The organism is Neobacillus sp. PVCKKU3, from assembly GCF_058323225.1.
The window spans coordinates 31,610-57,536 of the sequence record NZ_JBLVQN010000019.1 but is presented as its reverse complement, the minus strand read 5'-3'; the positions used below and the strand labels follow the sequence as shown (position 1 = coordinate 57,536).

At 39.0% G+C, this 25,927-nt stretch carries 27 protein-coding genes and 2 pseudogenes; 16 read left to right on the top strand and 13 right to left on the bottom strand.

What is annotated here, in order from left to right; genetic code table 11:
- Nucleotides 1–138: 138 nt before the first annotated feature.
- From ACNQGS_RS14385 to ACNQGS_RS14345, 9 genes and pseudogenes are all read left to right on the top strand, one after another.
- Complete coding sequence (locus ACNQGS_RS14385) at nt 139–1,776, top strand: RNA-binding domain-containing protein (RefSeq protein ID WP_491487913.1); 1,638 nt, start codon at nt 139–141, stop codon at nt 1,774–1,776.
- Nucleotides 1,777–2,224: 448 nt separating this feature from the next.
- Entirely contained in the window at nt 2,225–2,401 is a 177-nt protein-coding gene (locus ACNQGS_RS14380; protein ID WP_491487912.1) for an ATP-binding protein, read from the top strand.
- Complete coding sequence (locus ACNQGS_RS14375; RefSeq protein ID WP_491487911.1) at nt 2,349–2,813, top strand: transposase; 465 nt, start codon at nt 2,349–2,351, stop codon at nt 2,811–2,813. The genes ACNQGS_RS14380 and ACNQGS_RS14375 overlap by 53 nt, the downstream gene beginning before the upstream one ends.
- A 295-nt stretch (nt 2,814–3,108) precedes the next feature.
- The gene (locus ACNQGS_RS14370; protein WP_491487910.1) at nt 3,109–3,267 is read left to right on the top strand and encodes a hypothetical protein; all 159 of its coding nucleotides are present in this window, start codon (nt 3,109–3,111) and stop codon (nt 3,265–3,267) included.
- A 46-nt stretch (nt 3,268–3,313) separates the two neighbouring features.
- The gene (locus tag ACNQGS_RS14365) at nt 3,314–3,436 is read left to right on the top strand and encodes a hypothetical protein (protein ID WP_491487909.1); all 123 of its coding nucleotides are present in this window, start codon (nt 3,314–3,316) and stop codon (nt 3,434–3,436) included.
- A gap of 932 nt (nt 3,437–4,368) precedes the next feature.
- Nucleotides 4,369–4,515, top strand: a complete 147-nt coding sequence (locus tag ACNQGS_RS14360) for a hypothetical protein (RefSeq protein ID WP_491487908.1) — start codon at nt 4,369–4,371, stop codon at nt 4,513–4,515.
- A 404-nt stretch (nt 4,516–4,919) separates the two neighbouring features.
- Nucleotides 4,920–6,454: pseudogene (locus ACNQGS_RS14355) on the top strand (YifB family Mg chelatase-like AAA ATPase).
- The gene (locus tag ACNQGS_RS14350; RefSeq protein WP_491487907.1) at nt 6,455–7,006 is read left to right on the top strand and encodes an REP-associated tyrosine transposase; all 552 of its coding nucleotides are present in this window, start codon (nt 6,455–6,457) and stop codon (nt 7,004–7,006) included.
- 118 nt (nt 7,007–7,124) lie between these two features.
- On the top strand, nt 7,125–7,682 hold the full coding sequence (locus tag ACNQGS_RS14345; protein WP_491487906.1) for a DUF7713 domain-containing protein: 558 nt from the start codon (nt 7,125–7,127) through the stop codon (nt 7,680–7,682).
- A gap of 233 nt (nt 7,683–7,915) precedes the next feature.
- Here the strand turns inward: ACNQGS_RS14345 and ACNQGS_RS14340 are convergent, their stop codons facing one another.
- From ACNQGS_RS14340 to ACNQGS_RS14280, 13 genes and pseudogenes are all read right to left on the bottom strand, one after another.
- Nucleotides 7,916–9,046, bottom strand: coding sequence for a Fic family protein (locus ACNQGS_RS14340; RefSeq protein ID WP_491487905.1), 1,131 nt, complete (start codon nt 9,044–9,046; stop codon nt 7,916–7,918).
- A gap of 813 nt (nt 9,047–9,859) precedes the next feature.
- The gene (locus ACNQGS_RS14335; RefSeq protein WP_491487904.1) at nt 9,860–10,111 is read right to left on the bottom strand and encodes a helix-turn-helix domain-containing protein; all 252 of its coding nucleotides are present in this window, start codon (nt 10,109–10,111) and stop codon (nt 9,860–9,862) included.
- A 399-nt stretch (nt 10,112–10,510) separates the two neighbouring features.
- Nucleotides 10,511–11,830 (bottom strand): replicative DNA helicase, encoded by a 1,320-nt coding sequence (gene dnaB / locus ACNQGS_RS14330; protein ID WP_491487903.1) that lies wholly within the window; start codon nt 11,828–11,830, stop codon nt 10,511–10,513.
- A 177-nt stretch (nt 11,831–12,007) separates the two neighbouring features.
- On the bottom strand, nt 12,008–12,334 hold the full coding sequence (locus ACNQGS_RS14325) for a replicative helicase loader/inhibitor (RefSeq protein WP_491487902.1): 327 nt from the start codon (nt 12,332–12,334) through the stop codon (nt 12,008–12,010).
- Complete coding sequence (locus ACNQGS_RS14320; RefSeq protein ID WP_491487901.1) at nt 12,324–13,061, bottom strand: conserved phage C-terminal domain-containing protein; 738 nt, start codon at nt 13,059–13,061, stop codon at nt 12,324–12,326. Before ACNQGS_RS14320 ends, ACNQGS_RS14325 begins: the two co-directional genes overlap by 11 nt.
- Before the next feature lie 173 nt (nt 13,062–13,234).
- A complete protein-coding gene (locus tag ACNQGS_RS14315; protein WP_491487900.1) occupies nt 13,235–13,570 on the bottom strand; it encodes a helix-turn-helix domain-containing protein in 336 nt (111 codons plus the stop codon).
- A gap of 50 nt (nt 13,571–13,620) precedes the next feature.
- Nucleotides 13,621–14,190, bottom strand: a complete 570-nt coding sequence (locus tag ACNQGS_RS14310) for a competence protein ComK (RefSeq protein WP_491487899.1) — start codon at nt 14,188–14,190, stop codon at nt 13,621–13,623.
- 672 nt (nt 14,191–14,862) lie between these two features.
- Nucleotides 14,863–15,345, bottom strand: a complete 483-nt coding sequence (locus ACNQGS_RS14305) for a sigma-70 family RNA polymerase sigma factor (protein ID WP_491487898.1) — start codon at nt 15,343–15,345, stop codon at nt 14,863–14,865.
- Between the two features lie 346 nt (nt 15,346–15,691).
- Nucleotides 15,692–15,829, bottom strand: a complete 138-nt coding sequence (locus ACNQGS_RS14300) for a YvrJ family protein (RefSeq protein ID WP_464567868.1) — start codon at nt 15,827–15,829, stop codon at nt 15,692–15,694.
- Nucleotides 15,830–15,946: 117 nt separating this feature from the next.
- Nucleotides 15,947–16,165 (bottom strand): DUF2922 domain-containing protein, encoded by a 219-nt coding sequence (locus ACNQGS_RS14295; protein ID WP_491487897.1) that lies wholly within the window; start codon nt 16,163–16,165, stop codon nt 15,947–15,949.
- 146 nt (nt 16,166–16,311) lie between these two features.
- Nucleotides 16,312–16,530 carry a DUF1659 domain-containing protein gene (locus tag ACNQGS_RS14290; RefSeq protein WP_213146163.1) on the bottom strand — a complete coding sequence of 73 codons (219 nt, stop codon included), beginning with the start codon at nt 16,528–16,530 and terminating at the stop codon, nt 16,312–16,314.
- A 117-nt stretch (nt 16,531–16,647) separates the two neighbouring features.
- A complete protein-coding gene (locus ACNQGS_RS14285) occupies nt 16,648–17,589 on the bottom strand; it encodes a hypothetical protein (RefSeq protein WP_491487896.1) in 942 nt (313 codons plus the stop codon).
- A gap of 577 nt (nt 17,590–18,166) precedes the next feature.
- Nucleotides 18,167–18,275: pseudogene (locus ACNQGS_RS14280) on the bottom strand (TetR-like C-terminal domain-containing protein); the annotation flags it as partial.
- Nucleotides 18,276–18,462: 187 nt separating this feature from the next.
- Between ACNQGS_RS14280 and ACNQGS_RS14275 the strand changes: the two are divergent.
- The 7 genes from ACNQGS_RS14275 (at nt 18,463) to ACNQGS_RS14245 (ending at nt 25,921) form a co-directional block, all read left to right on the top strand.
- Nucleotides 18,463–19,233: a DeoR/GlpR family DNA-binding transcription regulator gene (locus tag ACNQGS_RS14275; protein WP_491487895.1), complete on the top strand. Its 771-nt coding sequence runs from the start codon at nt 18,463–18,465 to the stop codon at nt 19,231–19,233.
- Between the two features lie 380 nt (nt 19,234–19,613).
- Nucleotides 19,614–20,969 carry an ABC transporter substrate-binding protein gene (locus tag ACNQGS_RS14270; protein WP_491487894.1) on the top strand — a complete coding sequence of 452 codons (1,356 nt, stop codon included), beginning with the start codon at nt 19,614–19,616 and terminating at the stop codon, nt 20,967–20,969.
- A 135-nt stretch (nt 20,970–21,104) separates the two neighbouring features.
- A complete protein-coding gene (locus tag ACNQGS_RS14265) occupies nt 21,105–21,992 on the top strand; it encodes a carbohydrate ABC transporter permease (protein ID WP_491487893.1) in 888 nt (295 codons plus the stop codon).
- Entirely contained in the window at nt 21,989–22,825 is an 837-nt protein-coding gene (locus ACNQGS_RS14260; RefSeq protein ID WP_491487892.1) for a carbohydrate ABC transporter permease, read from the top strand. The genes ACNQGS_RS14265 and ACNQGS_RS14260 overlap by 4 nt, the downstream gene beginning before the upstream one ends.
- 23 nt (nt 22,826–22,848) lie before the next feature.
- Nucleotides 22,849–23,850 (top strand): Gfo/Idh/MocA family protein, encoded by a 1,002-nt coding sequence (locus ACNQGS_RS14255; protein ID WP_491487891.1) that lies wholly within the window; start codon nt 22,849–22,851, stop codon nt 23,848–23,850.
- A gap of 106 nt (nt 23,851–23,956) precedes the next feature.
- Entirely contained in the window at nt 23,957–24,940 is a 984-nt protein-coding gene (locus ACNQGS_RS14250) for an aldose 1-epimerase (protein WP_491487890.1), read from the top strand.
- Between the two features lie 75 nt (nt 24,941–25,015).
- Entirely contained in the window at nt 25,016–25,921 is a 906-nt protein-coding gene (locus ACNQGS_RS14245) for an ROK family protein (RefSeq protein WP_491487889.1), read from the top strand.
- Nucleotides 25,922–25,927 lie beyond the last annotated feature (6 nt).

Below are 25,927 nucleotides of genomic sequence, written 5' to 3'. Positions count from 1 at the left end.
TAAAGGTTGTTTGGGATTAATTGGACTGAACCGTACCATAAGTAAATGAGGTTTTTATTTATTGTGTAGGTAAGTATTATTTCTGTTTTGCCTTCTAAACTTGATATAATAATTATATCAAGTTAGGAGGTGTATTTAGTGGATATTAAAGAAGTAATACTACAGGGAGAAACTAAATATGTAGAGTTTAAAAGTTGGGTTAAAGCAAATAAGAAAGAGCTATTGAACATCATAACAAATGAAGCGGTAGGTTTTGCCAATACAGACGGTGGAATTATATTAGTCGGTGTCGAGGACAACGGCGAAGTAACCGGATGCACTGATTACGATGAACAGAATATTATTGAGAGCATATATGACAAGACTATACCAAAGCTGTTTACCGATATTGAGGTAATTAGAATTGATGCTAAGGATATTTTAATAATAACAATTCAAAAGTCTCCTGAAATTGTAGCTACTTCAAAGGGGGTTGTATTTAAGAGATTAGGGAAAAATACAAAGCCATTTTATCCATCAGAATATACATCAAACAATATAAAAGGATATAAAGGCGACTACTCCGCTAAAATTATTGAGCCTTCTTCTAAAAATGATATTGACTTTACTGAAGTGGAACGATTAAAGCTAAAAATACAATCCCGTGACAAGGACTCTACTTTATACCAATCAGATAATATTACGTTTCTAAAGGATTTACGATTGATAGATGTTGTAGGTGAAGATATTCACTTAACAGTAGCAGGATTATTGTTTATCGGAACTAAAGAAGCAATTGCCAAGTATATGCCACAAGCAGAAATAATTTTACTTACATATAATGATGGGCATACCGAATATAGTAAGCGACTTGAGTTAAAAATGCCTTTGATTCAATCCGTAGATAGAATTCAGCAGTTTTTTGAAGATAGAAATGGAATAAGGAATATTCAAATGGGGCTATTTAAATTAGAAGTTCAAGACTACCCTATTAATGTTTTTCAAGAAGCGCTACTTAATGCTATCTCACATCGGGATTATGAAAGTAATTCTTCAATATTTGTTAAATTTTATCCTAATGAAATAATTATTGAAAATCCTGGCTCATTTCCAACTGGGGTTGATAGTACAAATATTATTACGCATCCTTCCTCACCGAGAAATAAATTGATTGCTGAAACACTTCAAAAACTAAAATATGTACAACGTTCTGGGCAAGGTGTAGATATCATATTTAAGGATATGCTTTCTTTAGGAAAATCAGCTCCAGAATATAATTTGTATTCTGAAGCAGTAAGTTTAACTTTAAGAAGCAGTTTGGAGGACATAGAATTTCTGAAGTTTATTACTAAAGAGGAAGAAAATAATGGCGAATTTTCAGTTTCAGAAATCTGTATTTTAAAATACGTTAAATCTAATAAAACCATTACGCTAGGAAAGGCTGCCGAGGTGGCACAAATTACAACTCAATCGGCGGTTAATGTTTTAACCAAGCTTTGTCAAAAAAGAAATATTCTGCAAAGGGAAGCAAGAAATAAATATATGTTTACTCATCGAGTATACGAAGGTTTAGATGATAATATTGAATACACAAAAGATAAGGATTTTGATGAAATACAAGCTAAAACAATGATTATTGATTATTTGAATAAAAATGGTTTGATTACTCGCTCCGACGTGGAAAGATTATGTGGATTTTCATCTACAAGTAGTAAACGTATTTTACAGCGTTTAAGGGATGAGGAAATTATTGTTTTAGAAGGAAGAGCAAGAGCAAGTTATTATAAGTTGAAATAATATGGACCAATAAGTGGATTAATACCACAAGATTTGGACCGATTCTGGACCGATAAATTAGGGTTTGGACCGATTCTGGACCGATAAATTAAAGTTTGGACTGATTCCGGACCAATAATGGACTGATACAATAAAGTTTGAACCGATTCTAAAAACAATTTCAGATGATTACCAGATTGCAGAAAACCATAGCTGCGTAAGGAAGTTATAACGTTTAATTAAAACCTCATTTAGATACGTGACGGTGAACCGTATCACAAATAGTGGTAAAACAGAAAGCAGATAATGTTCTTAATAAAGAGTGGCTAGAGAAGATATAGAAAAAAGACAGGGTAACCTGTCTCAGGCTGTCGACAAATCCGAAAAACTTCGGGTTTGCCGGCAGTCTTTTTTGTATAATTAAGGTATCGAGATTTTTATGGGGTGAATGAAATGCAAAAATACACAGATGAATCGTGACCAGATAGAAATGATAGTGCGACAGCCAATGGAAAGCGGACGTATTACTATCAATCGGGCCAAACAATCTGTCACCTATCCAGCTAACTTTGTTCTAATTTCTGCTCAAACCCATGTCCTTGTGGATACCAGGGCTCTTCCCGTCATTACTGCGTATGTACTCTAATTGTGCTTTTTGTTTTATGACAAATCACTATCACCTACTTTTGAAAACGGAAGTGGTATCTATTTCTAAAATCATGGGGATCTTTAATAAACGCTATACTGATTATTTTAATGGACGATACCGCCATGTAGGACATGTTTTTCAACAGCGATTTAATAGTTCCCCTGTTCCATATCCACAGGATCTTCTCCAAGTAAGTAAATATATCCACCGCAATCCAATCAGCACCAAGAAGCCAATGGTAGTCCGGATGGAATACTACCCTTACAGCAGCTACAAATTTTACAAAAATGTCAAACTATTACCCTTACCATTTCTGAACCTCCATGACCTGCCAAAGAGCTTTATCCTGCAAACTCAGAAAACGATTGAATATTATTGCGAGTTTGTTGAGGAGGAACAATATTACTAAACAAGCTGTTAATTGGAGATTTTCTGGAAGGTGCCTGTCACTCAATGTCATTTTTTAAAACAATCCTTCCCAATTATAAATTTAGTATGGCGAATAATTATTTACTTATGTACTTTAGTCAGTTTCCTTTAACTTCCACTATAAAGGAAAAAACTTTTGAAAAGACTAGTGTATGAAAACAGCTCTAAACGCTTCAAAACGAGGATGTAAATCAAGGATAATGAAGAATTTGGCCACAAAAGTCTGAATTAATAATTGCGTACTAACACAGTTTTATAAAAGGAGATGGCTAAACATGAAAAGTAAGAACAGGAATAGAAATACTGAGCCTTTTATCGCTCCGGGAATGGATGACAGCGAAGAGCTGGAGCAGGATGCTACCAAAGCTGAGATTGAAAAAGGCGAATATACACGTGTGACTACACTTTCATTTGACGAAGTAGATCCAAGTTGAGAATGATAAGTGCCCAAGCATACTTATAATTATGGAGGAATAATGAATGACTGAGCGAAATCAATCTGCCATTGATCAGGGGCGTAACAAAACAACAATGGCGTTGAAGCAGCAGGAGATGCAACAAAAAATGCAATGGATGCTGTTGAAGATGCTGGAAAAGCTATAGTGGACAGTATTTCGGACGTAATTAAAGATGTTACAGCAAGATGATTGTTATATGTCTATATAGTAATAATTAAGCAAAGTAGAACGAAGAATTGGTTTGAGCGCAATCCACTGTCACCACCCGAATAATCTTGTTTCACAGGTTTGTTCCAAACTAGAGACTGGGTGGTTTGTTTACCATGTAAATGTTGAATATTACTGCCCGAACCACTACAACCCGGAAACAGATTACGTGCAATTTGGGCCGAATATGAACTAATAAACCAGTTTTACTGGAACACTCATTTCTCTTTCTTATATCCAAAAATCATCAACATCTAAATCTTTGTAATGTTCCACAAACTGGCTATAGTGTTTAAGAATAAATTTCTCGGCTTCTTCTTTACTTGTAAAACATTCACAACTCCATAATCGAAATAAGATGCTCTTGCCCCAAACAAGATAAACTTTAATAAGTACACCTCATTTAAAACTTGAATCCAAGGTTGTTGTTATAAACCCCTTAAAGACAATAAAAGAAAATTTTAATCATTAATTTTATCCATCCAAAGAAAGAAATCCATAAAGGTATGCTCAAAAATGTACCTATCAAAAAACCCCTAAAAAAATATCCATTTTGATTAGATAACAAAATACACACCGTCCTTAAATAAGAACATAATATTAATTATTCGTTCTTAATTAAGGAATACCTTTATTTTTATACTTCTTTGTGATTTCTTCCGAATATGCATTAAGTTGAATTACTTTTAATGATGTTATAGATAAATTCCGGTGCCTGTCACCACCCGAAATCGCCCGAATTTTGTCGAAGATTGATAGATTTATTTGTGTGAGTAGAGTGATAAAATAGAGTTGCAGCTGAATATTGTTAGGGTGGATTGGTTGTCGATCTTCTTTTCCTGCATTTATTGGGGAAGGGAGGTGATAATCATGGAAACTGTTCTTGAATTCATTCGTGAAATTCTGAAGGGAATCGTGCGGGAATTTACGGCGCATTTCTTTCGGAAAAACTTCCTAGAAAACAAGACACCACCCTCGCGCCGTCGCAAGCAAAAGGGTGGTTCGCAAAAAGAATAGACACTGACAACCACCACCCTGACGGTAGCAGTTGCAGGGAGAAGTGTTAGCAGCACTTCTCTTTTTTATTATATATCTATTATAGACAAAAATATTCCCATTTGGAAGGACGAAAGCAGAACTTTCGGTGCCTGACACCGCCCGATAAATATTTAATATTTGTCGGAGTTTGTGGTTTGGTGTTTGTTTTTTAAAAAGACTTTTTGTTGTTTTATCAAATTATGAAGGATTAGCAAAGTTTTTGTAGAAATATTTAAGAGAATTTCCAGTTCAAGCCAATGTATGTTTTTTACTCTTCTATTTCCACCGTTGATTCAATATTTCCTCATAAATCTTTTAATATTCCTAGTTTACTGTTTAAGTTATATCCTATTATTTATATAAGCTTTTTAGGAGGTTTTTTTATGACTGTTAAAGTATCGAGCATAGGTTTAAAAGGGCTCGAGGGCTATCTTGTTCAGGTGGAGGTGCGGATAACACCTGGTACGGAGTCGATGGTCATTGTTGGCTTGCCGGATGCATCTGTAAAGGAATCGAGAGAACGGGTAATCGCCGCACTGAGTCATTTTGATATGGATATCACTGACCAGAAGGTGGTGGTAAATCTATCTCCGGCTGAAGAGAAGAAAAATGGGCCACTTTTTGATTTGTCTATCGCGATTGCAGCTTTAAAGGAATTGAATGTAATTAAAGGAGTAATACCGATTGAAACGGCCTTTATCGGTGTCTTGTTCCTGGATGGAACCATTGTAAAAGCGGAGGGGATGTTGCCAGCTTTGGTATCAGCGAAAGCATTAGGGCTAAAACGGGTATATTTTCCCTATGATCCTGCTATACCCGTTCATATGCTGCAGGGCTTGGAATGTATTGTTGTTAGCATATTGAAGAAGCCGTAAATCACCTAGAAGGGCAAGAAAGTTTTTCTCTCCTTCCCAAACTAGCGCCGCACAGCCAAGAACCACTTTTTCCAAACCCGCCACAGAAAGATTTCTGTCATGTCATTGGCCATGAGCAAGCGAAACGAGCGTTAGAAATAGCTGCTGCCGGCGAACATAATGTGCTAATGAGCGGTCCTCCCGGCTGTGGAAAAAGCTTGCTGGCTGAGTCTTTCCCTTCCATTCTTCCTGCCCTTACCAATCAAGCCCAGCTGGAAGTCCTCAGTCTTTATCAGCTTGCAGGAGAGAGAAAGATATTTCATCAAACAGTCCCATTCAGATATCCACACCACTCTGCCTCATCCGTTGCCATTATTGGCGGCGGTTCGACTCCCCGGCCTGGAGGAATTTCCCTTGCACATCACGGAGTTTTATTTTTAGATGAGATGGAAGAGTTTCCTAAAAAGACACTTGATATGTTGAGGCAGCCACTTGAGACAGGAAAGGTGACAATCAGCAGAGCCCATTCCACCGTTACCTATCCGTCTTCGTTTCTATTAATTGGTGCTATGAATCCCTGTCCTTGTGGGTATCTGGGTTCCAACAGCCATTACTGCACCTGTACTGATAAACAAATACAAAGCTATCGAAATCGCCTATCTGGGCCGGTCTATGATCGGATTGATATACTATTGACTTTGCAGTCTGTAAATCTAGATCAGAAGGCAGGACTTCAGGAAACATCCGAGAAAATTCGAATGCGGGTCGAACAAGCCCGTACACTTCAATATAATCGCTATAAAATGGAAATGTCGAATGCAAAAGTCCCATTTGAAATTCTAATGGAAACAAGTCCGTTAACAAACGAGCAGCAAAAAACGTTGACAAACGTTGCTGTGAAGCAAAATTGGAGCAATCGAGTTCAAATCAAAATTATCCGTTTGGCCCGTACGATATCAGACCTTAAAGAGGAGGATGTTATTAGTGATTCAGCTATCTGGGAAGCGATGACTTTAAGACGATGGAGTTTGAACAAATCATATGCAATTGCGAGGGAAACGTAAATGTCACGGGAGAAAAGAATTTGGTTACCAAACCACTTTTACCACATTGTCTGTAGAGGCAACCGTCGCGACCCGTTGTTCCGTAATGCCTCCGATTTTGAAGCCTTTTTCCACATCCTCAGGCAACTCCATGAAAAGATTCCCTTCGAAATCGCCTCATATTGTTTGATGACCAACCATTATCATTTACAAATGCGCTCAAAAGAAATTCCGTTTTCAAGATTGATGGCACTCATTAATAAGAGGTACGCCAATTACTATAATACAAAATATCACTTAACCGGCCATGTTTATGAAAAACGCTATTTTGATCAAATGATTGACGATGAGGAAGGGGTGTTGGAGGTCAGCCGATACATTCATTTAAATCCGGTAGAAGCCAGGATGGTCAGAAGGCCGGAATTTTATCCGTGGAGCAGCTTTCATTTATTTATGTACCATAACTCCCAACCGCCAAGTTTTATGAATATGGATAGTTTATTAAACTATTACGAAGGAACAATGGAGCAAAAGCGGGAGAAGTATTGTCTTAGTTTGTTTGCAAGACAGTGACGGGTACATGCAAGTAAACTTTCCAGTTGATTATAGTCCTGTATTGAATCCTATGGTGTATTAAAGAAAACAGCAATCATGATAAAATATAGTCAAAAATGGTGGTGGATGTATGATTTTGTGTGAACGATGTGAAAGTAATGAAGTAAAAATTCATTTAGCGATGGAGCCCGCTACTCTGCATTTATGTAATGATTGTTATAACCAAATGATGGCGGAGGAGCTTGAAGTAGACTTAGATGAGTTGATAGAAACTTTCTCACTGAAGGATGGTCAAGGTGTCATTCGTACCTTTCATGTGGACCGACGATTACATCCAATAGGAATTTATTTGGAAGCCTCGGAAAACATAGAATTTGGTTATAAGTTTGCTGTACATGGTGAATTAAATTGTAACCAACCAGAACTGCTTAACAAATTAATAGAAAAGGTACGAAAAGGGATCAGAGAGCAGCACGTTAAAGCAGGCGTTTTTCCTAATGGACAGGCATACAATACCGTGATCAATGATCAACTCAAAGGTCTTATAGAGCATGATGAAACTTCTGAAGGAACCCCACTAGTGATTATTGATGGGAAGCCCTTTTCATGGGAAGAGGTCGGCAAGATGATTATGTCGTACGAAGGCTTTCAGATAAAAATAGAGATGTGTGATATGACGGATGAGTTGGAGTAAGGTGAGGGAAAAAAATCCCCCTCCTTTATTAATAAAAAAGGTGGGGATTTTTAATTGACAAAGACTGTTGAGTTTTGTTTTTCAAAAACTTTACATTCTACTTGACGGTACATTTCTCTTAGGTGTCACTGAATTTGGCAGGGCTGTCACTTTTTCATGGCTGTAACCTTTGTCAAACCCAAATAGGGCAAATGACTGCGATTTTCCGAATCCATCATTTCAATTTTTATCAGTTAATCACGTAATATTCTCATCAAATCGTAGTTACGGTACTTCTTATTCCTTTTAACTTCAGGATCAGAAAATAATAATTTTTTTTCGGCTAATGAATTTAATGCGTTCCTTGCGGTATTGGGTGATAATCCAAGTTTGTTTCTTACCATGACCGTATTTGTAAAAGGATCGGAAAATGTATATAGCCATACTTTTTTTTCAGATTCCGTTTCACATTGGGTTAATCCATGTTTTGCCAGTTGTTCGGCATCATCCAATTTACGATGGATTCGTTCCGCCATCCGGTTACATGCATGTAAGAAAAACAAAATCCAATCTCCCCACTGAGGATTCTTTCCTCTTACACCATTTAACATATCGTAGTAGCGAGGCCGCTCCTTCTCAAGTTCTTCGCTTACAAAGAAAAAGGGTTGGGTAATAATCTTGGACTGAACTAAGTTTAAAACTATTAAAATTCTGCCTAAACGTCCATTACCATCTAAGAATGGATGAATTGACTCAAATTGAGCATGTATAATAGCTGTTTTTATTAAAGCATCGGCATTCTCTGTAAAAATATAATCGTCCTTCTTTAAATGACTAACGGGTAATGGTTCATTATAAGGATGCCGATTAATAAAATACTCAAGATTTTGCATGTATTCATCAATTTTGTCCGCAGATATTGGAATATAGGATGCATCTTCCATACGGTTAGAAGGGCCAATGAAATTTTGTATTTTTCGAAATTGACCAGCAGCTTGTGTAGATCCTCTTGCCCCGACCATTAACATCTCGTGAAGTTCTTTTATTAATCTTGAGGATATCGGATATCCATTCCTAATTCGCTCAAACCCATCCATTAGGGCCTGATGGTAGTTTTGAACTTCGATAATTTCCCAACGGGGGTTTTTATCATTCTTCTCTTCAACCATATCAGTAAATGTCACCTGGGTTCCTTCGATCCTTGTTGATTCTACAGATTCACTTAATGAAAGTATTTGAACCAGCGCTTGGCTAACGACAGAATGACGAAACTTTTCTTCTAAACGGCCAAGTTTATTGTTAACCTTTGCAAGCAACTCCATAATTTTTAAGGCATCAGTAGTATTGACACCTATTGGAAGTTTGGAAATTCCTTGTTTGACCATTTTTAACTCCCCCTTTTTAAATTATTAATTTAATTTAAATACAATTGGAATATTAGCGCAAAAATATAAAAAAAATGATTTAATTTATTAACATTATATCCTACATTTAATGTTTTAGACACAACTAGTTTTATATAAATGTGAAAGTGAATTAAAAAATAGAAATAATGAAATGAAAGATGATTTGGACTAGATGAGGGAGGAGGGGGATAGAACAACTCAAGATTCATTATGATTCTTATTAAAAGCTTGAGTCCTAAGAATTCCTCACTCCTCTGCTGTCAAAATCAATAAAGATCCAATTGAAGCAAAGGTTCAGACAGATACTAAACAAACGTTTAGGTAAATGACAAAATTTTTTGCGGGATTGGGAGTAAAAGTCTATTAAATCAGTAGTTTTTTAGTTTTTAACCAAACGTTTGAGTGGGAAAAGTAGAGTTGAGTTAGATGGAAATTTAGCAGATTTCCGAGTTTGTGATAAACATGCCGGAAATGAACCACAATAATATGGCAAAATTCATCAAATTTTTCACAAGAATAGGGCCAGAAACGTTGATTTATCAACATCTAAGGGTAATCCAATCAAACGTTTGTCTGACCGACAAGCATTTTGGTGTTAGACGAAGAAGAAATCCGCCAGCAGCAAGGCTTTCAATCGGTTTACACAAACGTTTGATTAGGTTGCACAGGAGCAACATTTTGTTGAAATCAATCGAACAATCACTGTTGTGAACGATAACTTCCTATTAAGATTGTGGAGTATGTGGCGGTTCTCTTGTGATGAAACAAGAAAATCGCCACTATGTCACGGGGCTAATCTGAATCATCCTCTTCAGAAGTGTTATAATCCTCTAATGCTTCACGGACCTCTCTGACAAACTCATCAGGCTGAATTTCCAGCACTCTTGAGATTTTAAAGACTGTATCCAGAGAAGGTGACTTTTCATTCCTTTCGAGATCCCCAATATAGGAGCGATCCAAACCGGATTCAAATGCAAGTGTTTCTTGTGATAGCCTTTTGGCTTTGCGCCGTCGTCTTAATACTTCACCTATGTAAATGGCCAAGGAAATTCTCCTTTTTAAGACCATTAGATAATTAGATGAAATATCACTCTACAGGCTACAGTCCGCATTTGGACGTTGTTCGAAAAAATAATTGAAAAAGAGATGCGAGGGGGCTATTTTTCCTGTCCCACGGCATCATGATTACCAAATTTGTCACAATGATAATGACCTTGTTTGTTTAATTGTATTTGGTGGAAAGGAGGGGAATCCCGCAAGGGATGAATGCGGGACACTAACCCCTCTTTTTCTGCTGGCATCATGAATCGTGTGGCTGTTCGGATTTCTTGCGGAGACACTCGGTCATGAATGTCAAACATTGTACAGGACAAGCCAGGTTCACGCCGCCACCCTGAGTTCCTTATTAAAAAAAGCCCTTCGCTCTTCGATCTTTGTCCTTCGTTATGTTTCCAAATGGGTGAACAGCCCATATTCCTTGTGGAAGGCGAGTTCGATAGTGCCAGTGGGGCCATTGCGGTGCTTGGCGAGTATGATTTCGATTTTGTTCCGGTACGGTGAGTCTTTGGTGTAGTAATCATCGCGATATAGGAAGGCAATCAGGTCGGCATCCTGCTCGATTTGCCCGCTTTCGCGCAGATCGGAAAGAACCGGATGCTTGTCGTGGCGGCTTTCGACGCCTCGGCTCAGCTGGGACAGGGCGAGAACGGTCACGTTCAGTTCCCGCGCCATGGTTTTCAGGGCTCTTGAGATTTCGTTGATTTCAGCTTGGCGGTTTTGCCGGAAGCTGCGGTCGCCTTCAATCAGTTGAAGGTAATCAATCACGACGAGGATGCGCTGTTCTTGGCCGTATTCCCGCCGCGCTTTGCGAACCTTTGACCAAATATAAGGCATGTCCATCCCAGCTTTGTCAAAAATATGGAGATTCAGTTTGGACAGCATGCCGAGGGTATCGGTAAAATGCTGCCAGTCTTCCTCTTGAAATTCCTGCTTTGGGTTCTTCATTTTCCGGCTGTCAATCAAACCAGTGAATCCGGCCATCCGCTTCAACAGCTGCTTTTTGGACATCTCGAGGGAAAAAATCAGGCTGATGTCCTGTTTGGCCGCATGGTGGGCCACATTCAAGGCGAAGGCTGTTTTCCCCATACTCGGGCGGGCGCCAATGATGATCAGGTCGGATTCCTGGAAGCCGCCGGTGAGCATGTCTAGATTGGGAAAGCCGGAAGGGATGCCGACAATCTCGCCCCAATCCTTTTCACAATCCATGAACAAATCGACCAAGGACGGGGTAATGCTGCCTGTATCTTCGTCTGTGAGATGGTCATCAATTGCCATTAGCTCTTGAATCCCATTATGGATGGTCTTTCGGATGTCTTTGCCGTTTGCCTGTTCGATGAGGCGGGAGGCAATTTGAATCGTCTTTCTTTTTTGCGCATATTCTTTGACCGTTTGCTCATAAAAGTGAAAGTTTGCGGTGGTAGGCACGCTCCCGGACAGTCGATTCAAATAGCTAATTCCGCCAATCCACTGCAGGCGGTCAGTGCCAAGCTCATCAATCAGAGAAATATAGTCAACCGGCTTTCCCTTTTCATCAAGACTACGCATCGCCGAATAAAGCCTCCTCAGCTGCGGAAAATAAAGCTGCTCCGGAAGAATCGTCGTCTCCTTCACCAGCCCATTATCCATAAAAAGCGCCCCAACAAAAGCCTCCTCCGCCTCCTGACTGAAACATGACGGTTCTTGTGTTTGTGTTTGATTAATCATAATCGTGCCTCCTATCGGTGATGCATGGGGACGGTTCTCGTGCATCACTATTTCGTAGTAGTGACGAACTGACTGGGGCTGCTCCCGAGTTGAGATTTGCGCGCCCGTCATGATTTTTTGATAAAGGGGGACGGTGACATGCCCGTTCCGACAGGGACTTTGAAGTCTGCTGACCCACTACCTCTGAATTCCCAGAATGGCCCTCATGCTGGCCAGTTCCCGCTGGATCACTTCTTCACTCGCCAGCTTTTGCCTGGTGGATATGATGAATCTGGTCTCCATAGCATTAGGGACGGTCATGGCGACGGACGATTTTGGCAATAGGTCGGCGATTTTGGGCGGGTAGGGTGATTCTTTTACGAACGAAAACAGTCTTTCCTGCACGATGCTGTGTTCATAGCTTTTGAGCACTTCATGCCACAGGTTCACCTTTTCCTGATTGACGATAAATTGGTCGTAGAAAGTGTTGATTGCCTTTAATAGCTCAAACGTCTCACGCTTCATCATCTAAATCGAAGTCCTCCTCGCTAAGGGTCTGTTTGATGCTGGTTTGGCCCCTTCGTTTTTCGAAGAGGGGATTCGCTTGCAGCTTTTGGTTGAGATAGGATTCAAATTTGGTTCCAAACAATGTTTCCGGTCTCAGGTATGTACTCATATGTGGATCATCGAGCCATTGTGAGGTCTTTAAGTCGATGACTTTCTTAAAGTCCTCCACGGTAAAGCCTTCTCGTAATCTTGCTTGAATCAGCTGGTTTGTTTTCTTTGTTCCTGATTTGTAGTTGGCACCGGTTTTGGTGTTGAGGTAGTCGACGATGTCGACAATAGGTTTTTTCTCTGTTTTAGTCTCTGTCGTAATCTCTGGTATTGCTTGGGTCAGACTGGCTTCTTCGATGGTCCAGTCTGACTCTTCCGATGGGTCATTTTGGTCCGACGATTGGCCAGAAGCTGCGAGGGGGTCAGCCTGCAACGTTGGTTGGCCGGATGTTGCAAAGAGTTCAGCTTGAACCTGTGATGGGACGGATATCGGCATGGAGTCCGCTTGAACCTGTGTTGACCGGTTTGTGTCGCTGGATGCTAGGCCTTCCTCGAGCGATTCCAGTCGTTGATAGTCGATTGTGTACCATTTGGTTTTATCCATTTTTAGCTTATTCCAATTGGCCGAGATCAGGAAACCCTGTTCTTCTAGCGACCGAATGATGCGTTTGAGAGTAGTGGTTGACCAGAAAGGCATTTGTTTCTGCCACTCTTTATAGGAATTGTAGATCCATTTGCGCCCCTCAATCACATGGGAACTAGTCTGGAGCCAATAGTGAATCTGCTGGAGCACGATGGATTCGTTCAGACCCATTTTGACAGCGAGGGAAGGGATGATCATGATGGGCGCTTCGTTAATCAATAATTTCGTCATAGATTTTTTCCTCCTGTGTGGTGTGAACCAAATCTTTGGTCACAAGGACAACCCCCGTGTTTCAGGCCGAATTTTGAGGCAGAAGAACCGTCCCCGTGCATCACACCTGAGTGCTCTTCTATTTTTCTTAGTAATTCTGAAGGCATCAGTTCGAGTCCTTTTGCTAGGGCACAGATGGTATTAAAGCCTGGTTTTTTTCGTTCTCTTTCTAGTGAACTGATATAGGAAGTTTGTAGTGAGCAGCGAAAGGCTAGTTCCTCTTGGGTGAGATCCAGGTCGTCCCGCAATTGTTTTAGGACCTTGCCATAATAATAATTAAATGAATTTTTCAATTGACATTCTCCTTTGAACCATGAAGTTGTATTGTTAGAAGTTTGGTAGTTTAGTTATTTTCCAAGGTGTCAAAATTGTATTTTCCGGATTTCTCAATGGTTAGTTGATGGCCCTTCGGTGGGGTGTGTTCATAGATGCTGGTATCTGGCTGGTGGCCTCGTTTGGTTGAAAGACGGATTAATTGCCTGGCTTTTTCAATTTTGTCATTAAAGGCTGCTAGCTTCGAATCTACTACAATCGAATAGCCGTTGCTTAATTCGACGACTGTTTTGTGGCCATTGGCAGTGGCGGTGGTTTTTACAATATGCTCCGGGTTAAACCACATGCAATCCGCCTTTTTAGGGGATGTGGTTGGAAATAGGCAAATTCCCAAATACGGGTTCACAATAATGGGGCATTTGGACTTCTTGTCGAGAACCATTTTGGCTCCCGTAACGGCGCCCCTTAAATCAAATCCTATGTATGTCAGAGTATCATCCAATACCTGCAACGGGGCTCTGTCGACAAGAAACGCCGAAGTACCGGCCATGACCCGCGCGCACAGCTTTCCGAATCGATTATATTCCCCCAACATCAAAATCATCTTCTTCTCAATGAAATAGTTTTTTTGCTCTACCAACTGATCATCCACTCCTTAAAGGTATGTGACGTGTGACAGGTGAGGCATGGGGACGGTTCTTATGCATCATTTGCTTGGATTTTGTGTGACACCTCCATTTCTGCTCTGCCCTTTTTGGTTAAGATTTATCAGGAAAATACTATTCTCATATGACTAATATGTAAAATAATGGTTGTTTCTATTTGATTTTATTAAATAATATATTTGTAAACGTTACCACGTACTAAAGTACAAATTTCGCTATAATTCGACCTTATTCTTGACGAAATTTTGACAATGTGGGGGATTAGGACTTCTCTTAAGTAATATTTTTTTACAAAAGTTATTCTAAGATGAAAGTTCGTTGTTTATTGCTATTCTTCGTGTCCATGATTCTAGCACTTTTAAGATATCGGGTTTGGCAGAATTAGTCGAATCGCCTCATTTCCAATTTGGAGCGAATTTAGGGTAGGAAAATGCGATTTTTCGCTTCAAATTGGAAATAAGGAGGGGGTTTTCGTGATTTTCGTACCAATTTGATAGTTTTTTAGTTGGGGAGGACAATGGTAAAAGAGAGGGGGAAATTCGAGATAAGAAACCGTTCATCCGTAACTAAGAAGGAGAGGGAATAGGGATGATTCTCTCTCCATGATTGGTGTTGTCTAAAGATATCATTGCCTAATGTCTTGGAGGTCAGTTCATGATTAAATCTTTCAATCTCTTCCGCGAACCTTCCCGCCATTGCTTGACTGCTGATACCGTTACACCTTCTCTTTCGGCAATTTCCTTGACGGATAGCCCAGTAATGAGAGTGTACTGAAGCCATTTCCGCTGATTCGGGGTCAGTTTTCCCGAATAGGATAATAGGATTTCTTTTTCTAAATATTGATCTGGCCGGCCAGATGCTGCGGTCTCCCAGAATTCCTCCTCTGGACAGAAACTTCTTTCCTGGGCTTTCGTGATTTTTCCAAGCTCGCTCAGTAGGCAGCCTTTAATATACGTATAGGCATAGTTTGTAAAATTCCCTTTTTTGGGGTCAAATCTTTGGCTGGCCTCCCAAAGGGCAATGAGACCTTGCTGATAGAATTCATCCAAATTATTGTAGAGATGAAGAGAGTGCATGATCTTATGGATCATTGGATTGTATTGTTCTGCTAACTGATCGAAGCTTTCCAACGGTGGGTCCTTTCAGGAAAGCGCGCTTATGCCTCTGTATTCCCGGGTATCTCTACCATAACGGGAATTGCTTAGTTCATCGAATGACCAGAATTCAAATTTGGTGCGAAAAACGGCTCCAAAACGATTCATTTGGCTTCTAAAAATCAAATATGAAGCCGATTTTTAGAATTTGGAGCGAATCTTATAAGAATTTAGAGAATAAAAGGGGCATTACTGGTGTGCCTCGCCTAAAACAGTAAAAGAAGTCATTGGCTGAAGGGAAAACAAAAAAATAAAGCCAACTATCTAAAAAAATTAGTAGTTGGCTTTCAGCATGTATGGGTCCTGGGTGGCTGCATTACCATCATCCCTTCATCCGCTCAGGCAGACTCTGTATCGATTCGACGACTAAATCTAGCTTAGATTCTATTCGATATAGCAGATAGAGGGTCACAACGATAGGGAAACCGACCTCATTGATAAATGAGATGATTTGTTCCACGGCAAATTCTCTCCTTTCCGAATCATATAGTAAGAGGCCGGCTTCGCTTAAGAATCCGGCCACCGCCTTAAACGTATTGGTTAAACTAGGTTGCCCAGCAAATTCACTACCTAACTATTAAACAATTTCATACTCTACTACATTGCGGTCAATCACTCTTGCCCCTTTTGAGGACACATATCTACCGCTGGCCGATGTAAATACATCCGCAGCAATGATCTGTTCCATCGCCTGCTTGACAGCAGCCTCATCAACCGGCTCCTTCGGATTATCCACCGCAATACGAGCGGTCTTGCCAAACTCAGTGCCAAACACCAATTCCAATGTCTTTGCCATTCTATTCACCTCCTTTCTTTGAGGCATGGGGACGGTTCTTTTGCCTCATTTTCAAATACTGCTTACCTCCTATTTAGATTTGCAGCTTGGTCATTTTATAACCTCAGCTATTTTGATGCATTAGAACCGTCCCTCTGCATCATTCGTTACGCCGTTAGTTCTGTGCTGTCGCTGCGTTCGACCTTGTTTAGCGGGTCATTACATAAAGCAGAAATGGCGGTTGCCACCTGGAATAACTGGTCAACAGTTGATTCCATTTTGATGTTGCTAAATGTTTTGGTTTTTAAAACAGGATTTCCCTGCTCGTCCAGATCCACCTGGAATGCCAAGCGAAGTTTTGAACCTTCTAACAATGCTTGTGCCATTGTCCCTCACCTCCTTTCACCCTTTATTTATAGTTTTTGGAGGGAAAAGGACAGGGTGAGGAATATTTTTTTTTGAAAATCATCAAGGCAAGATCAAGAACAAGATTGAGTGGGAATTCAAGATAAATGATTGAAATTGCCCATAATATTGGCTGTTAACCACTCAAACACAGGGTTCATACTGGGTGCAACTCTCCGAGAGTTGTATGCCGACTCTTTATCCTCAGAAATCATTTCATTTAAATCCTCATAAAAAAGGCTTCTTTGTTTTTGAAAGGCAATCCCATAAAAATAGGCAAGCGGATTTTTGATAGACTGTGTGAACTTTAGTTTCCGAACCAGTTGTTTAAAGGATTGGATGGCAACATCCAGAATGCGTTCCAATTTATCCTCGCTGTTATTGCGATAAGCAGCAATTTGTGCCATTCTCCAGTACTCTTCAATAGTACTTGCCTCTTGAAAAAAGCACCTTACCAGCTGAACAAAGGCTTGAGGTATATTGTCGCTTACAAAGGTATGGTCCAATTCCTGCTGATTTTCGTTTGTTTTGATGCATGGGGACGGTTCTTTTGCCTCATTTTTTTGTTGTAATTCAGACGCGTCTTTACGTTTATTAATCTTTTGATTATTGGTTTTTAAAAGATCAATGGTTTCTTTATGGTGGTTCATTTTTGTGGCAGTGGGTGGTTCATTTATTGGAAAACGGTTAAAGACATAGAGGTTGCTCGACTGGGAACCGTTTTTGCGTTCAGTTTCATAAACAGTAAGGATGCCAAGCTTTATTGCTTTTTGGATCATCCGTTTAAACGTAGAGCGGGAAATGCCGTTTTGGTTGTATTCCTCATGTATGGCCTTTAACATTGTCCCGATTTTGGCATTGGCCACCCCTGGAATCTTGGCAGCAAAGCGTGCTAAGCGCTTTAGGCCGACTAATTCCCCTTTGGAAAAGTCATGCTTGTGCTCCAACAGCCACATTTCGAAATGAGTATTAAATTCCTTCAGACTACTAAACTGAGAATATTCTTCAAATTGAACAATTTCCCCTGATTTTAAATTCATATAATTGCACCACCCTTTTAACCCTTATTTAGGGAATAATGGGCGAAAAGGACAAGGTGGGGAGTGACAAATCTGTGAACAGTGGAGTGATGTGATGCGTAGGGATGGTTCTCGTGCATCAATTTTTGGAATGCTGGGAGTGATTACACTCTGAGGATTAGGACGGGAATTTGAGTTTTGCCTACGCGACAGGGGAGGACTGGTTCTCCAAAGTCCGGAAGCATCCCGAAAGGGATTGTGGGTTTACAGAACTAGCTTTAAAGCGAAATGGCGGTTTAGCTACCTCAAAATATCCAAAATTCTCTAGTTAAAGTTGTCCAGGATATGCTAAACAATTGACCAATCTGAAAAAATCCTGTTTTTAGAACAGAGATGGTTCATAGTTTATCGGTATAGAATGTGACAAAATGTTTTTTTCTTTTGAATTATTTCTTATAGAAAGGATGGATTTATACTAATATTTATGCTTTTTTTGGAGTTGAGTTATTGAACAAACTGGGGAGATTAGTAAAACAAGCATATATAAATAAAAGGGCAATACCTGTTTTTTCTAAGGACACTGTCCCTTTTACTTTGACTAATCTATTTTTTTAACCCCAGCGGCCAAGAAAGGGTCCATTAATTGTAATTGTTGTTAGGATTCGAGCCATTTCTTGGGGAGATTCTTTCCTGCCACTATCTAACCATTATTGAATCTGTTTTTCTTTCAATGGGCTTTTTCAGTGTTCTTGAACCTTTCCTCTGGGAATCCTTACCGAATATCTTTAATGGATTAATGGAAAATTTTAAAATTGGTTACGAAATACTTTCGATTTGGTTTATTTTTAGATATGATATGTTAAAAGGGAGATCACATTAAAAAGGGGATAAAAAATGTTTGACTCAAGTGTAATAGAAAGAAGACAAGCTATTTACGATTTAATACAAGAAAAGGGAAAAGTAAAGCTACAAACTTTATGCGATCAATTTTCTGTTAGTGAAGTTACTATTCGAAAGGATTTAGAGAGTTTAGAAATGGAAAATCTGATCAAAAGGGTGCGAGGAGGAGCAGTATTAACTAATGGTACTGTAACGGAAACGTTTTTTTCAGATAAGTTATCACTGCATCAGGATGCCAAAAAGGCTATTGCCAAAAAGGCTGCATCCATTGTAAATGATGGTGATGTGGTGATGTTAAGTGCAGGATCAACTACTACGTTTATCGCAAGAGAATTGGTAAATAAAAAAAATATTACCATCGTAACAACCGCTATTAATATAGCAAATGAATTAGCTGGTTATGAACATATAAACATTATTCCTGTTGGCGGAGTAATTAGACCAGGATCATATGCAATGGTTGGAAATATTGCGGAGCGGGCATTACAAACTCTTAATGCTGATATAGCTTTTGTTGGAGCGGATGGAGTAGATCTTCGGTTTGGGTTTACCACGCCAAATATCATGGAGGCTCACACAGATGCAGTTATGTTAGAGAGATCTGTTCGTAAAGTGATTGTTGCAGATGATAGCAAATTTGAGAGAACAGCTTTAAGCCAAATTGTTAGCATTGATAAAATTGATTCGTTAATAACCAATTCAACAAATAAAAAAGACTTTATTGAATTAATGGAAAAATTAGGTGTGAAAGTTTTAGAAAGTTAAATTATAAGTTTTTTACTATTCTTCTGAAAATTATTTAAATTACATTGACAATAAAAAGATTTTGAAATAAAATCGAAACATAAACATAATATATTTTAAATAAATACGAAATGTGATTTTAAGTGATTACTAAATAGGTTGGAAAGCAAAGCATAAAACCAGACTACTACGCTTGATAATGAACTCACAGCACCTAATATCATTTGAAGGGGAAATCTGGTTTGGCGGGGTAAAATTGCAAGCGCTTTATAGGCGGAAATGGAGCTTGTTAAATAGTTGATAAGAAGTACTTTGTAGGGGTTTTTTATATTCTTGTTAGTTTATGTTCCTATACTAAATTTATATAGATAGGTTTGTAATTCGACATTTTATAAGGGGGTATGGTAATGCAAAAAAGACGGAATAAGAGTATGACGGGGCTAATGGCCCTATTTATGAGTGCCAGCATTATTGTTGCCGGGTGTTCTAATCAATCTTCCACTCAGGAAAAAGGGGACAGTAAGGGGAAAATTAAATTAACATTTGAAACATCTGTTTATGCAGAGGCACCACATAAGAAGGCGCTAGATCAACTTATAAGCAAGTATAATGAAAAGAATCCTAACGTAGAAATTACCGTTCATGGTGCTGACTATGAAAATTTTTGGAACAAGTTGACTACTGAAGTGGTTTCAGGAACGCAAGGAGATATTGTTCAAGTATATCCTGAAAATATTGCTACCTATAATTCCTTGGTAGATGGTGGAGCGTTCGTCAAATTAGATGATTATATTAAAAAGGCAAATCTTGAAGATAAATTAGTTGGGCAAGAACTTAATAAGATAGATGGATCTTATTATGCTGTTTCAAATTATGCTTGGGGAACTACAGGAATATTTTACTGGAAATCTATGTTTGAAAAAGCGGGAATTAACCCAGATGAAATTAAAACTTTAGAGGATTTAAAAGCTGCAGCTTCTAAGTTAGGCGGTAAGAATCAATATGGGTTTGCTAGTGTTGTAGGGTCTCATCCATTCGTTTCATCTGAGTGGTATCGTTTAGTAGCAAGACCTGTTTCAAATGGAGTCTATTTTCCTAATGGAGAAACAGGACCATATGAGCCTCAGAAAATTAATGTTAACTCTAAGGAAAACGTATGGGCTGCGAAATGGTGGCAGGATTTTCTAGCTGATCCAAAAATAACACCGCAGGGTACAAGGGATAAAAAAGTTGGAAGAGAAATATTCTGGAACAAAGAAGCAGCGATGAATATGGACGGCCCATGGTTTATTGGAATGACTAAAGAACGAGATTCCTCCTTAATGGAAGACCTAGGAGTGATTCCGCAGCCAGTTGTTGAATACGAAGGAAAAGAATATAAGCCTAACCCAACGATGTATCCATTAGTGGCTATGATCTCGAAAAAAACAAAGCACGCTGACGAAGCTTGGAAGTTCCTTGAGTGGATGGCAAGCCCAGAAGCACAAGAAATTATTAATGTTTCAGGGATGATTCCTAGTAATAAAGAGTATGTAGCTACGGATAAGTATAAATCTGAAAATCAATTGGCATATAAATTTTTTGACTTTTTGGAAAATAAATATGGACAACCTGTAATGGATCCGCCAATTCCACAACAAGGGGAGTTATCACAAATTATGCTAAATGCAGCACAGGATATGTTTGTTGGTAATAAGGACGCAAAGAAAACGTTGGATGATGCAGCTAAACAGATGGAAAAGGTAATGGAAAAATAAGGTGGATTTCACTAATTACCCTAGGGGAAATTCCTCTAGGGTATATATTTAACATTTCTATATGTAAATGAAGATAATCGTACACAGATAATAAGTACATATTCTCAAAAGAATTTCCGCTAAGGAGGTGGCAAAATGATATCACATTTTAGAAAATATACAACTGCCTATCTATTTATCTCTCCTTTAATGATAGCTGTTTCAGTTTTTCTATTGTTTCCTATTATTAAAGCCGCTATTATGAGCTTTCAATATTGGTATCTTACTAAGCCTGTTGGGGGAAATCCCTTTGTTGGTTTTCAGAACTACTATGAGGTAATGAAGTATGATTATTTTTCAAGCTCGGTAATCATTACACTTGCCTATATTGTTGTGACAGTCATTTTTAGATTTTTCCTTGGTTTAGGAGTGGCCGTATTATTAAATCAGGAATTTAAAGGGAGAAGCCTTGTACGGGCTTTAGTTATTATCCCTTGGGCTATACCAGAAGTTGTTACTTGTTTAGTGTTTATACTAATGTTTGATCATTCATACGGAATATTCAATGACATATTAATGAAATTACACGTTTTGACAAGTCCAGTTGCCTTTCTTGGGAATGAGGATACGGCTTTGTGGTCAGCGATGCTCGTTAATATTTGGAAGGGTTTCCCGTTCGTAGCCATAATGCTTTTAGCTGGTTTGCAAAGTATTCCTAAAGAACTCTATGAGGCAGCAAGAGTAGATGGAGCATCTAATTGGAAACAATTTACTCATGTTACACTACCTATGCTAAAACCAGTGTCTGTAATTGTCTTTTTACTATTAATAATATGGACAATTAAGGACTTTGCCATTGTCTACGTATTGACAGGCGGAGGACCAAGTAGAGCTACTGAAATCTTTACTATCTTTATCTATAATACAGCATTTAAGAATTTCCAATTTGGTGAGGCTGCTGCCGGCGGTATGCTTCTAATGATAATTTCTATTTTATTTACCATTCTTTATTTTAAAGCGACAAAAGGAGGGGAAAATCAATGATTATAAAAAAATCATTTGTGATCTATTTTTTCGTCCTCCTTATTTTGATTTTTACTCTTTTTCCGTTTTTCTGGATGATCGTTACATCATTAAAGACACCGGATGAGATTTATAGTAAACCTCCAACTATTATCCCTCACGTTTTAAACTTGGGTGGGTATATCTCTATGTTAAATCCTAATGCAGATGCCAACCTTAATTTTATGAATTGGTTCTGGAATAGTACGAAAGTATCGTTATTAACAACATTATTTTCCCTGATTATTTCTGCTTTGGGGGGATATGGGTTATCTCGTTTCCGTTTTAAAGGAAACATGTCTGTTGGTTATATTATTTTAATTACACAGATGTTGCCAGGGTCACTTTTAATTATCCCACTTTATATCATTATGAAGGATATGAATCTATTAAACTCGCATTTAGGATTAATCCTTGCTAATACAACCTTTGCTCTGCCATTTTGCACATGGATGATGAAAGGCTACTTTGATACTGTTCCACCATCATTAGATGAGGCCGGCATGGTAGATGGGGCAAATCGATGGGTCATATTTAGTCGAATCATCCTTCCATTAACTCTGCCTGGATTAGTGGTAACAGGAATCTTTGCCTATATAACTAGTTGGAGTGAATTCCTATTCGCTTATACCTTCTTAAATGATTATGACAAATGGACATTATCCGTTGGTATTGCAAGTTTTCAGGGACAATATGTGGTCAACTGGGATTATTTAATGGCAGGATCAGTATTCACAACACTGCCTATCGTTATTATCTTTTGGATATTCCAGAAGTATTTATTAAGCGGAATGACAGCAGGTTCAGTTAAGTAATTAAACTCAAGGAGTGAAATTAAATGATTAAGTTTGGAATTGTCGGCATGGGGATAAGAGGAAGTCTTTTTGCAGAAACAATTGAACAAAACCCTTATGCACAATTAGTTGCTGTAAGTGACGTCCATGAAGGATCTTTGGAAAAGGCAAAAGATCGATTTAATACAAAAGGGTATCTTGATGTAGAAGACATGATAGCATCTGAGGAGTTGGATGGACTAGTAATTGCTACTCCTGATTTCCTTCATTACAAGCCAGTGATGCTTGCTGCAAAAAAAGGAATTCATATTATGGTTGAAAAGCCATTTTCGACTAGCATTGAAGAAACAGAAGAGATGTATAAAGCTGTAAAAGAAGCGAATATCAAATGTTTAATCGCATTTGAAAATAGATGGAATTCTCCTTTCGTTACTGTAAAGGAAGCCGTAAAAAACGGAGATATTGGAAATATAATAACGATAAATTCACGTCTTAATGACACTATCTTTGTACCAACTCAAATGTTAAAGTGGTCTAAAAATTCTAGTCCGGGTTGGTTTTTGTTCCCACATGCAACAGACATTGCTTGCTGGTTAAAAGAAAGCAAACCTACTCAGGTATATGCTGTTGGGACAAAAAAGAAGCTGATTTCAATGGGCATTGATACTTATGATTCTATACAAACAATTGTCACTTTTGAAGATCAAACCCATGCTACATTTACCACTAGTTGGGTATTACCGGAATCGATGCCATTGATCTACGATTTTAAGTATGAAATTATCGGGGAAGATGGGGCTCTTTACGTGGATTTATCTGACCAAATGGTGAGAAAGGCAGGAGCCGTATACCAGCATGTCCATACTTTAGGTACACCGATAAATAGTCAATTAACGTCAGCACCAAGTTATATGCTGAATTCGTTTATAGACAATATTCGCTTGGATACAGAGCCGACTGCAACAGCTGAGGATGGACTACTTAATACTCGACTTGTTCACGCCATCCACAAGTCTATTGAAACAGGAAGTATTCAATCTGTATAAGGTACAAAAGGGTGTCCTCTTAAGTGGAGTAAGTGGGATACCCTTTTTACTAAATATTCGATTGAAAGTATAACGATTGAGGATGTTTAGTGAGAGGAAGAAAAAGATGAATACATATGCTCAAAAGTGTAATTTTCTTGATCAGGAGGCAATTCGTGGTGGAAATGATTATCTAGAAATAATCATTGTCCCGGGGTGGGGGAGCAATGTCATATCTTTATTTGCCAAAGAAAAAGAAACACAACTATTAAGGGTTCCTGAAACAGCTGCTCATTTTTATCAAGAACCAATGTTATATGGAATACCTATCTTGTTTCCGCCGAATCGAATTAGTGATGGGACTTTTACATTTAGAGATAAAACATATCTGTTTGATATTAACGATATTGCCACTAACTCATCTATTCATGGGTTTGTACATTCAGAGAAATGGCGAATAAAAAGGTATTTAGCTACAGAAAAAAATGTTGTTATTGAAACAGAATTTGATTCTATGGATTTTCCTCATATTCAAAGGCAGTTCCCGCACCATTTTAAGTTGGGGATGACTTTCATCATAGAAGGGAGAACTTTTCGTAAGCAAGCCACGGTTGAGAATCTAAGCCCAGAACCATTTCCTTGGGGATTAGGATATCATACTACTTTTTCTCTGCCTTTTATAAAAGAAGGCGAGAAAGAACAATGCTCTTTCTCGCTTACCGTGGATAAAAAGTGGAGACTAAATAACCGATTTTTACCTACTGGGGAATTAGAACCTTTGGAAGAACACAATAGATTGTCGGATATCGCTTTATATGGACAGGTTTATGATGATGTTTTTTTATCCTCTGTTGTTCAAGGGGGAAAAAATGAGGGATCTCTTAGGGATAACAAAATAGGAATTGAGCTTACCTACCAATGTGATGAACATTTTAAAACTTGGGTTGTTCATAACGGGAATGGAAACCAGGGGTACTTCTGTTTGGAGCCTTATACATGGGTAACAAACGCACCTAATCTAGTGCCTCCATCTTATCTAACAGGAATGCAAGTTATTGAACCAATGGAAAAGAAATCTATCGAAAGTGACATTACTATAAAAAGTTTCTGATAGTTAAGTTACCATGTGAAATAGAACCCCGTTTGCTTCAAAAGGTTCAAATAGAGTGGTAGAGGTGCAAATGTAATGAAAAAAGCAATTGGTATTGATATTGGAGGGACCAAGATTGCAACGGGCATCGTTTCGGAAACAGGGGAGCTCGTTAAGCGGGCCGAGGTCAAAAGCGATCCTTCGGATAGAGAAAAAATGTTTGGCAGAGTCGTAGAAGCAGTTGAACAAGTTTTACAAGATTCCTCTTTTGCCCTAACCGACATTGCCGGCATAGGCGTAGGGGTCCCCGGCAAGGTGGATCAGGATCGGGGGGTGGCGGTTTTTCAAAACAACTTGCCGTGGTCCCAATTTCCGTTAGCAACCCGCCTTCGTCAGCATTTTGGACTCAAGCGAGTGATAATCGACAACGATGTCTACACTGCGGCGTTTGCCGAATGGATGGCGATCGGTGGAAACAGAGAGGAAACGTTCGTCTATGTAACGATCAGCACGGGTATCTCCTGCGCAATCGTTCATCAAGGTTCTTTTTTCAGAGGAGCAGGGTTTGCCGGCGAAATTGGCTTAATTCCAATACCCTCCAAATTCGCTGAATCAAGCTGGGGCCGCCTGGAAAAATTAGCGTCCGGACCAGCGATTGCCCAATTAGCCGAAAAGCAATTGCGGATGTCCCCACTGTCGACAAAGGACGTTTTCGACCGGTATCGGGCTGGGGTAAGTGAGTACCAGGTGATTGTCGATGAAGCGACAGATAATTGGGCCCAAGGACTTTACTCGATTTCCAGTCTACTAGACCCGCATCAAATCGTCTTTGGCGGCAGCGTGATTGCTAACAACCCGTTCCTCTTGGAAATTATTAAAGAAAAACTGAAAACCTATCAAATTCCTGAACAGCAGCATCTATTAAATCGGATGTTAATCAGCACGATTAAGCAGGATAACGGTGTCGTTGGTGCAGGCCTGCAGGTGTTTGAGGGAATCTAATCGTGA

Excerpts from the sequence above, each read along its gene's own strand:
- dnaB (WP_491487903.1), bottom strand. The coding sequence starts at position 11,830 with ATGATTAATCAAACACAAACACAAGAACCGTCATGTTTCAGTCAGGAG.
- ACNQGS_RS14360 (WP_491487908.1), top strand. The coding sequence starts at position 4,369 with ATGGAAACTGTTCTTGAATTCATTCGTGAAATTCTGAAGGGAATCGTG.
- ACNQGS_RS14370 (WP_491487910.1), top strand. The coding sequence starts at position 3,109 with ATGAAAAGTAAGAACAGGAATAGAAATACTGAGCCTTTTATCGCTCCG.
- ACNQGS_RS14255 (WP_491487891.1), top strand. The coding sequence starts at position 22,849 with ATGATTAAGTTTGGAATTGTCGGCATGGGGATAAGAGGAAGTCTTTTT.
- ACNQGS_RS14245 (WP_491487889.1), top strand. The coding sequence starts at position 25,016 with ATGAAAAAAGCAATTGGTATTGATATTGGAGGGACCAAGATTGCAACG.
- ACNQGS_RS14285 (WP_491487896.1), bottom strand. The coding sequence starts at position 17,589 with ATGAATTTAAAATCAGGGGAAATTGTTCAATTTGAAGAATATTCTCAG.
- ACNQGS_RS14275 (WP_491487895.1), top strand. The coding sequence starts at position 18,463 with ATGTTTGACTCAAGTGTAATAGAAAGAAGACAAGCTATTTACGATTTA.
- ACNQGS_RS14350 (WP_491487907.1), top strand. The coding sequence starts at position 6,455 with ATGTCACGGGAGAAAAGAATTTGGTTACCAAACCACTTTTACCACATT.
- ACNQGS_RS14320 (WP_491487901.1), bottom strand. The coding sequence starts at position 13,061 with ATGCCTTTCTGGTCAACCACTACTCTCAAACGCATCATTCGGTCGCTA.
- ACNQGS_RS14295 (WP_491487897.1), bottom strand. The coding sequence starts at position 16,165 with ATGGCAAAGACATTGGAATTGGTGTTTGGCACTGAGTTTGGCAAGACC.
- ACNQGS_RS14365 (WP_491487909.1), top strand. The coding sequence starts at position 3,314 with ATGACTGAGCGAAATCAATCTGCCATTGATCAGGGGCGTAACAAAACA.
- ACNQGS_RS14290 (WP_213146163.1), bottom strand. The coding sequence starts at position 16,530 with ATGGCACAAGCATTGTTAGAAGGTTCAAAACTTCGCTTGGCATTCCAG.
- ACNQGS_RS14250 (WP_491487890.1), top strand. The coding sequence starts at position 23,957 with ATGAATACATATGCTCAAAAGTGTAATTTTCTTGATCAGGAGGCAATT.
- ACNQGS_RS14340 (WP_491487905.1), bottom strand. The coding sequence starts at position 9,046 with ATGGTCAAACAAGGAATTTCCAAACTTCCAATAGGTGTCAATACTACT.
- ACNQGS_RS14380 (WP_491487912.1), top strand. The coding sequence starts at position 2,225 with ATGAATCGTGACCAGATAGAAATGATAGTGCGACAGCCAATGGAAAGC.
- ACNQGS_RS14265 (WP_491487893.1), top strand. The coding sequence starts at position 21,105 with ATGATATCACATTTTAGAAAATATACAACTGCCTATCTATTTATCTCT.
- ACNQGS_RS14325 (WP_491487902.1), bottom strand. The coding sequence starts at position 12,334 with ATGAAGCGTGAGACGTTTGAGCTATTAAAGGCAATCAACACTTTCTAC.
- ACNQGS_RS14260 (WP_491487892.1), top strand. The coding sequence starts at position 21,989 with ATGATTATAAAAAAATCATTTGTGATCTATTTTTTCGTCCTCCTTATT.
- ACNQGS_RS14270 (WP_491487894.1), top strand. The coding sequence starts at position 19,614 with ATGGTAATGCAAAAAAGACGGAATAAGAGTATGACGGGGCTAATGGCC.
- ACNQGS_RS14375 (WP_491487911.1), top strand. The coding sequence starts at position 2,349 with ATGTCCTTGTGGATACCAGGGCTCTTCCCGTCATTACTGCGTATGTAC.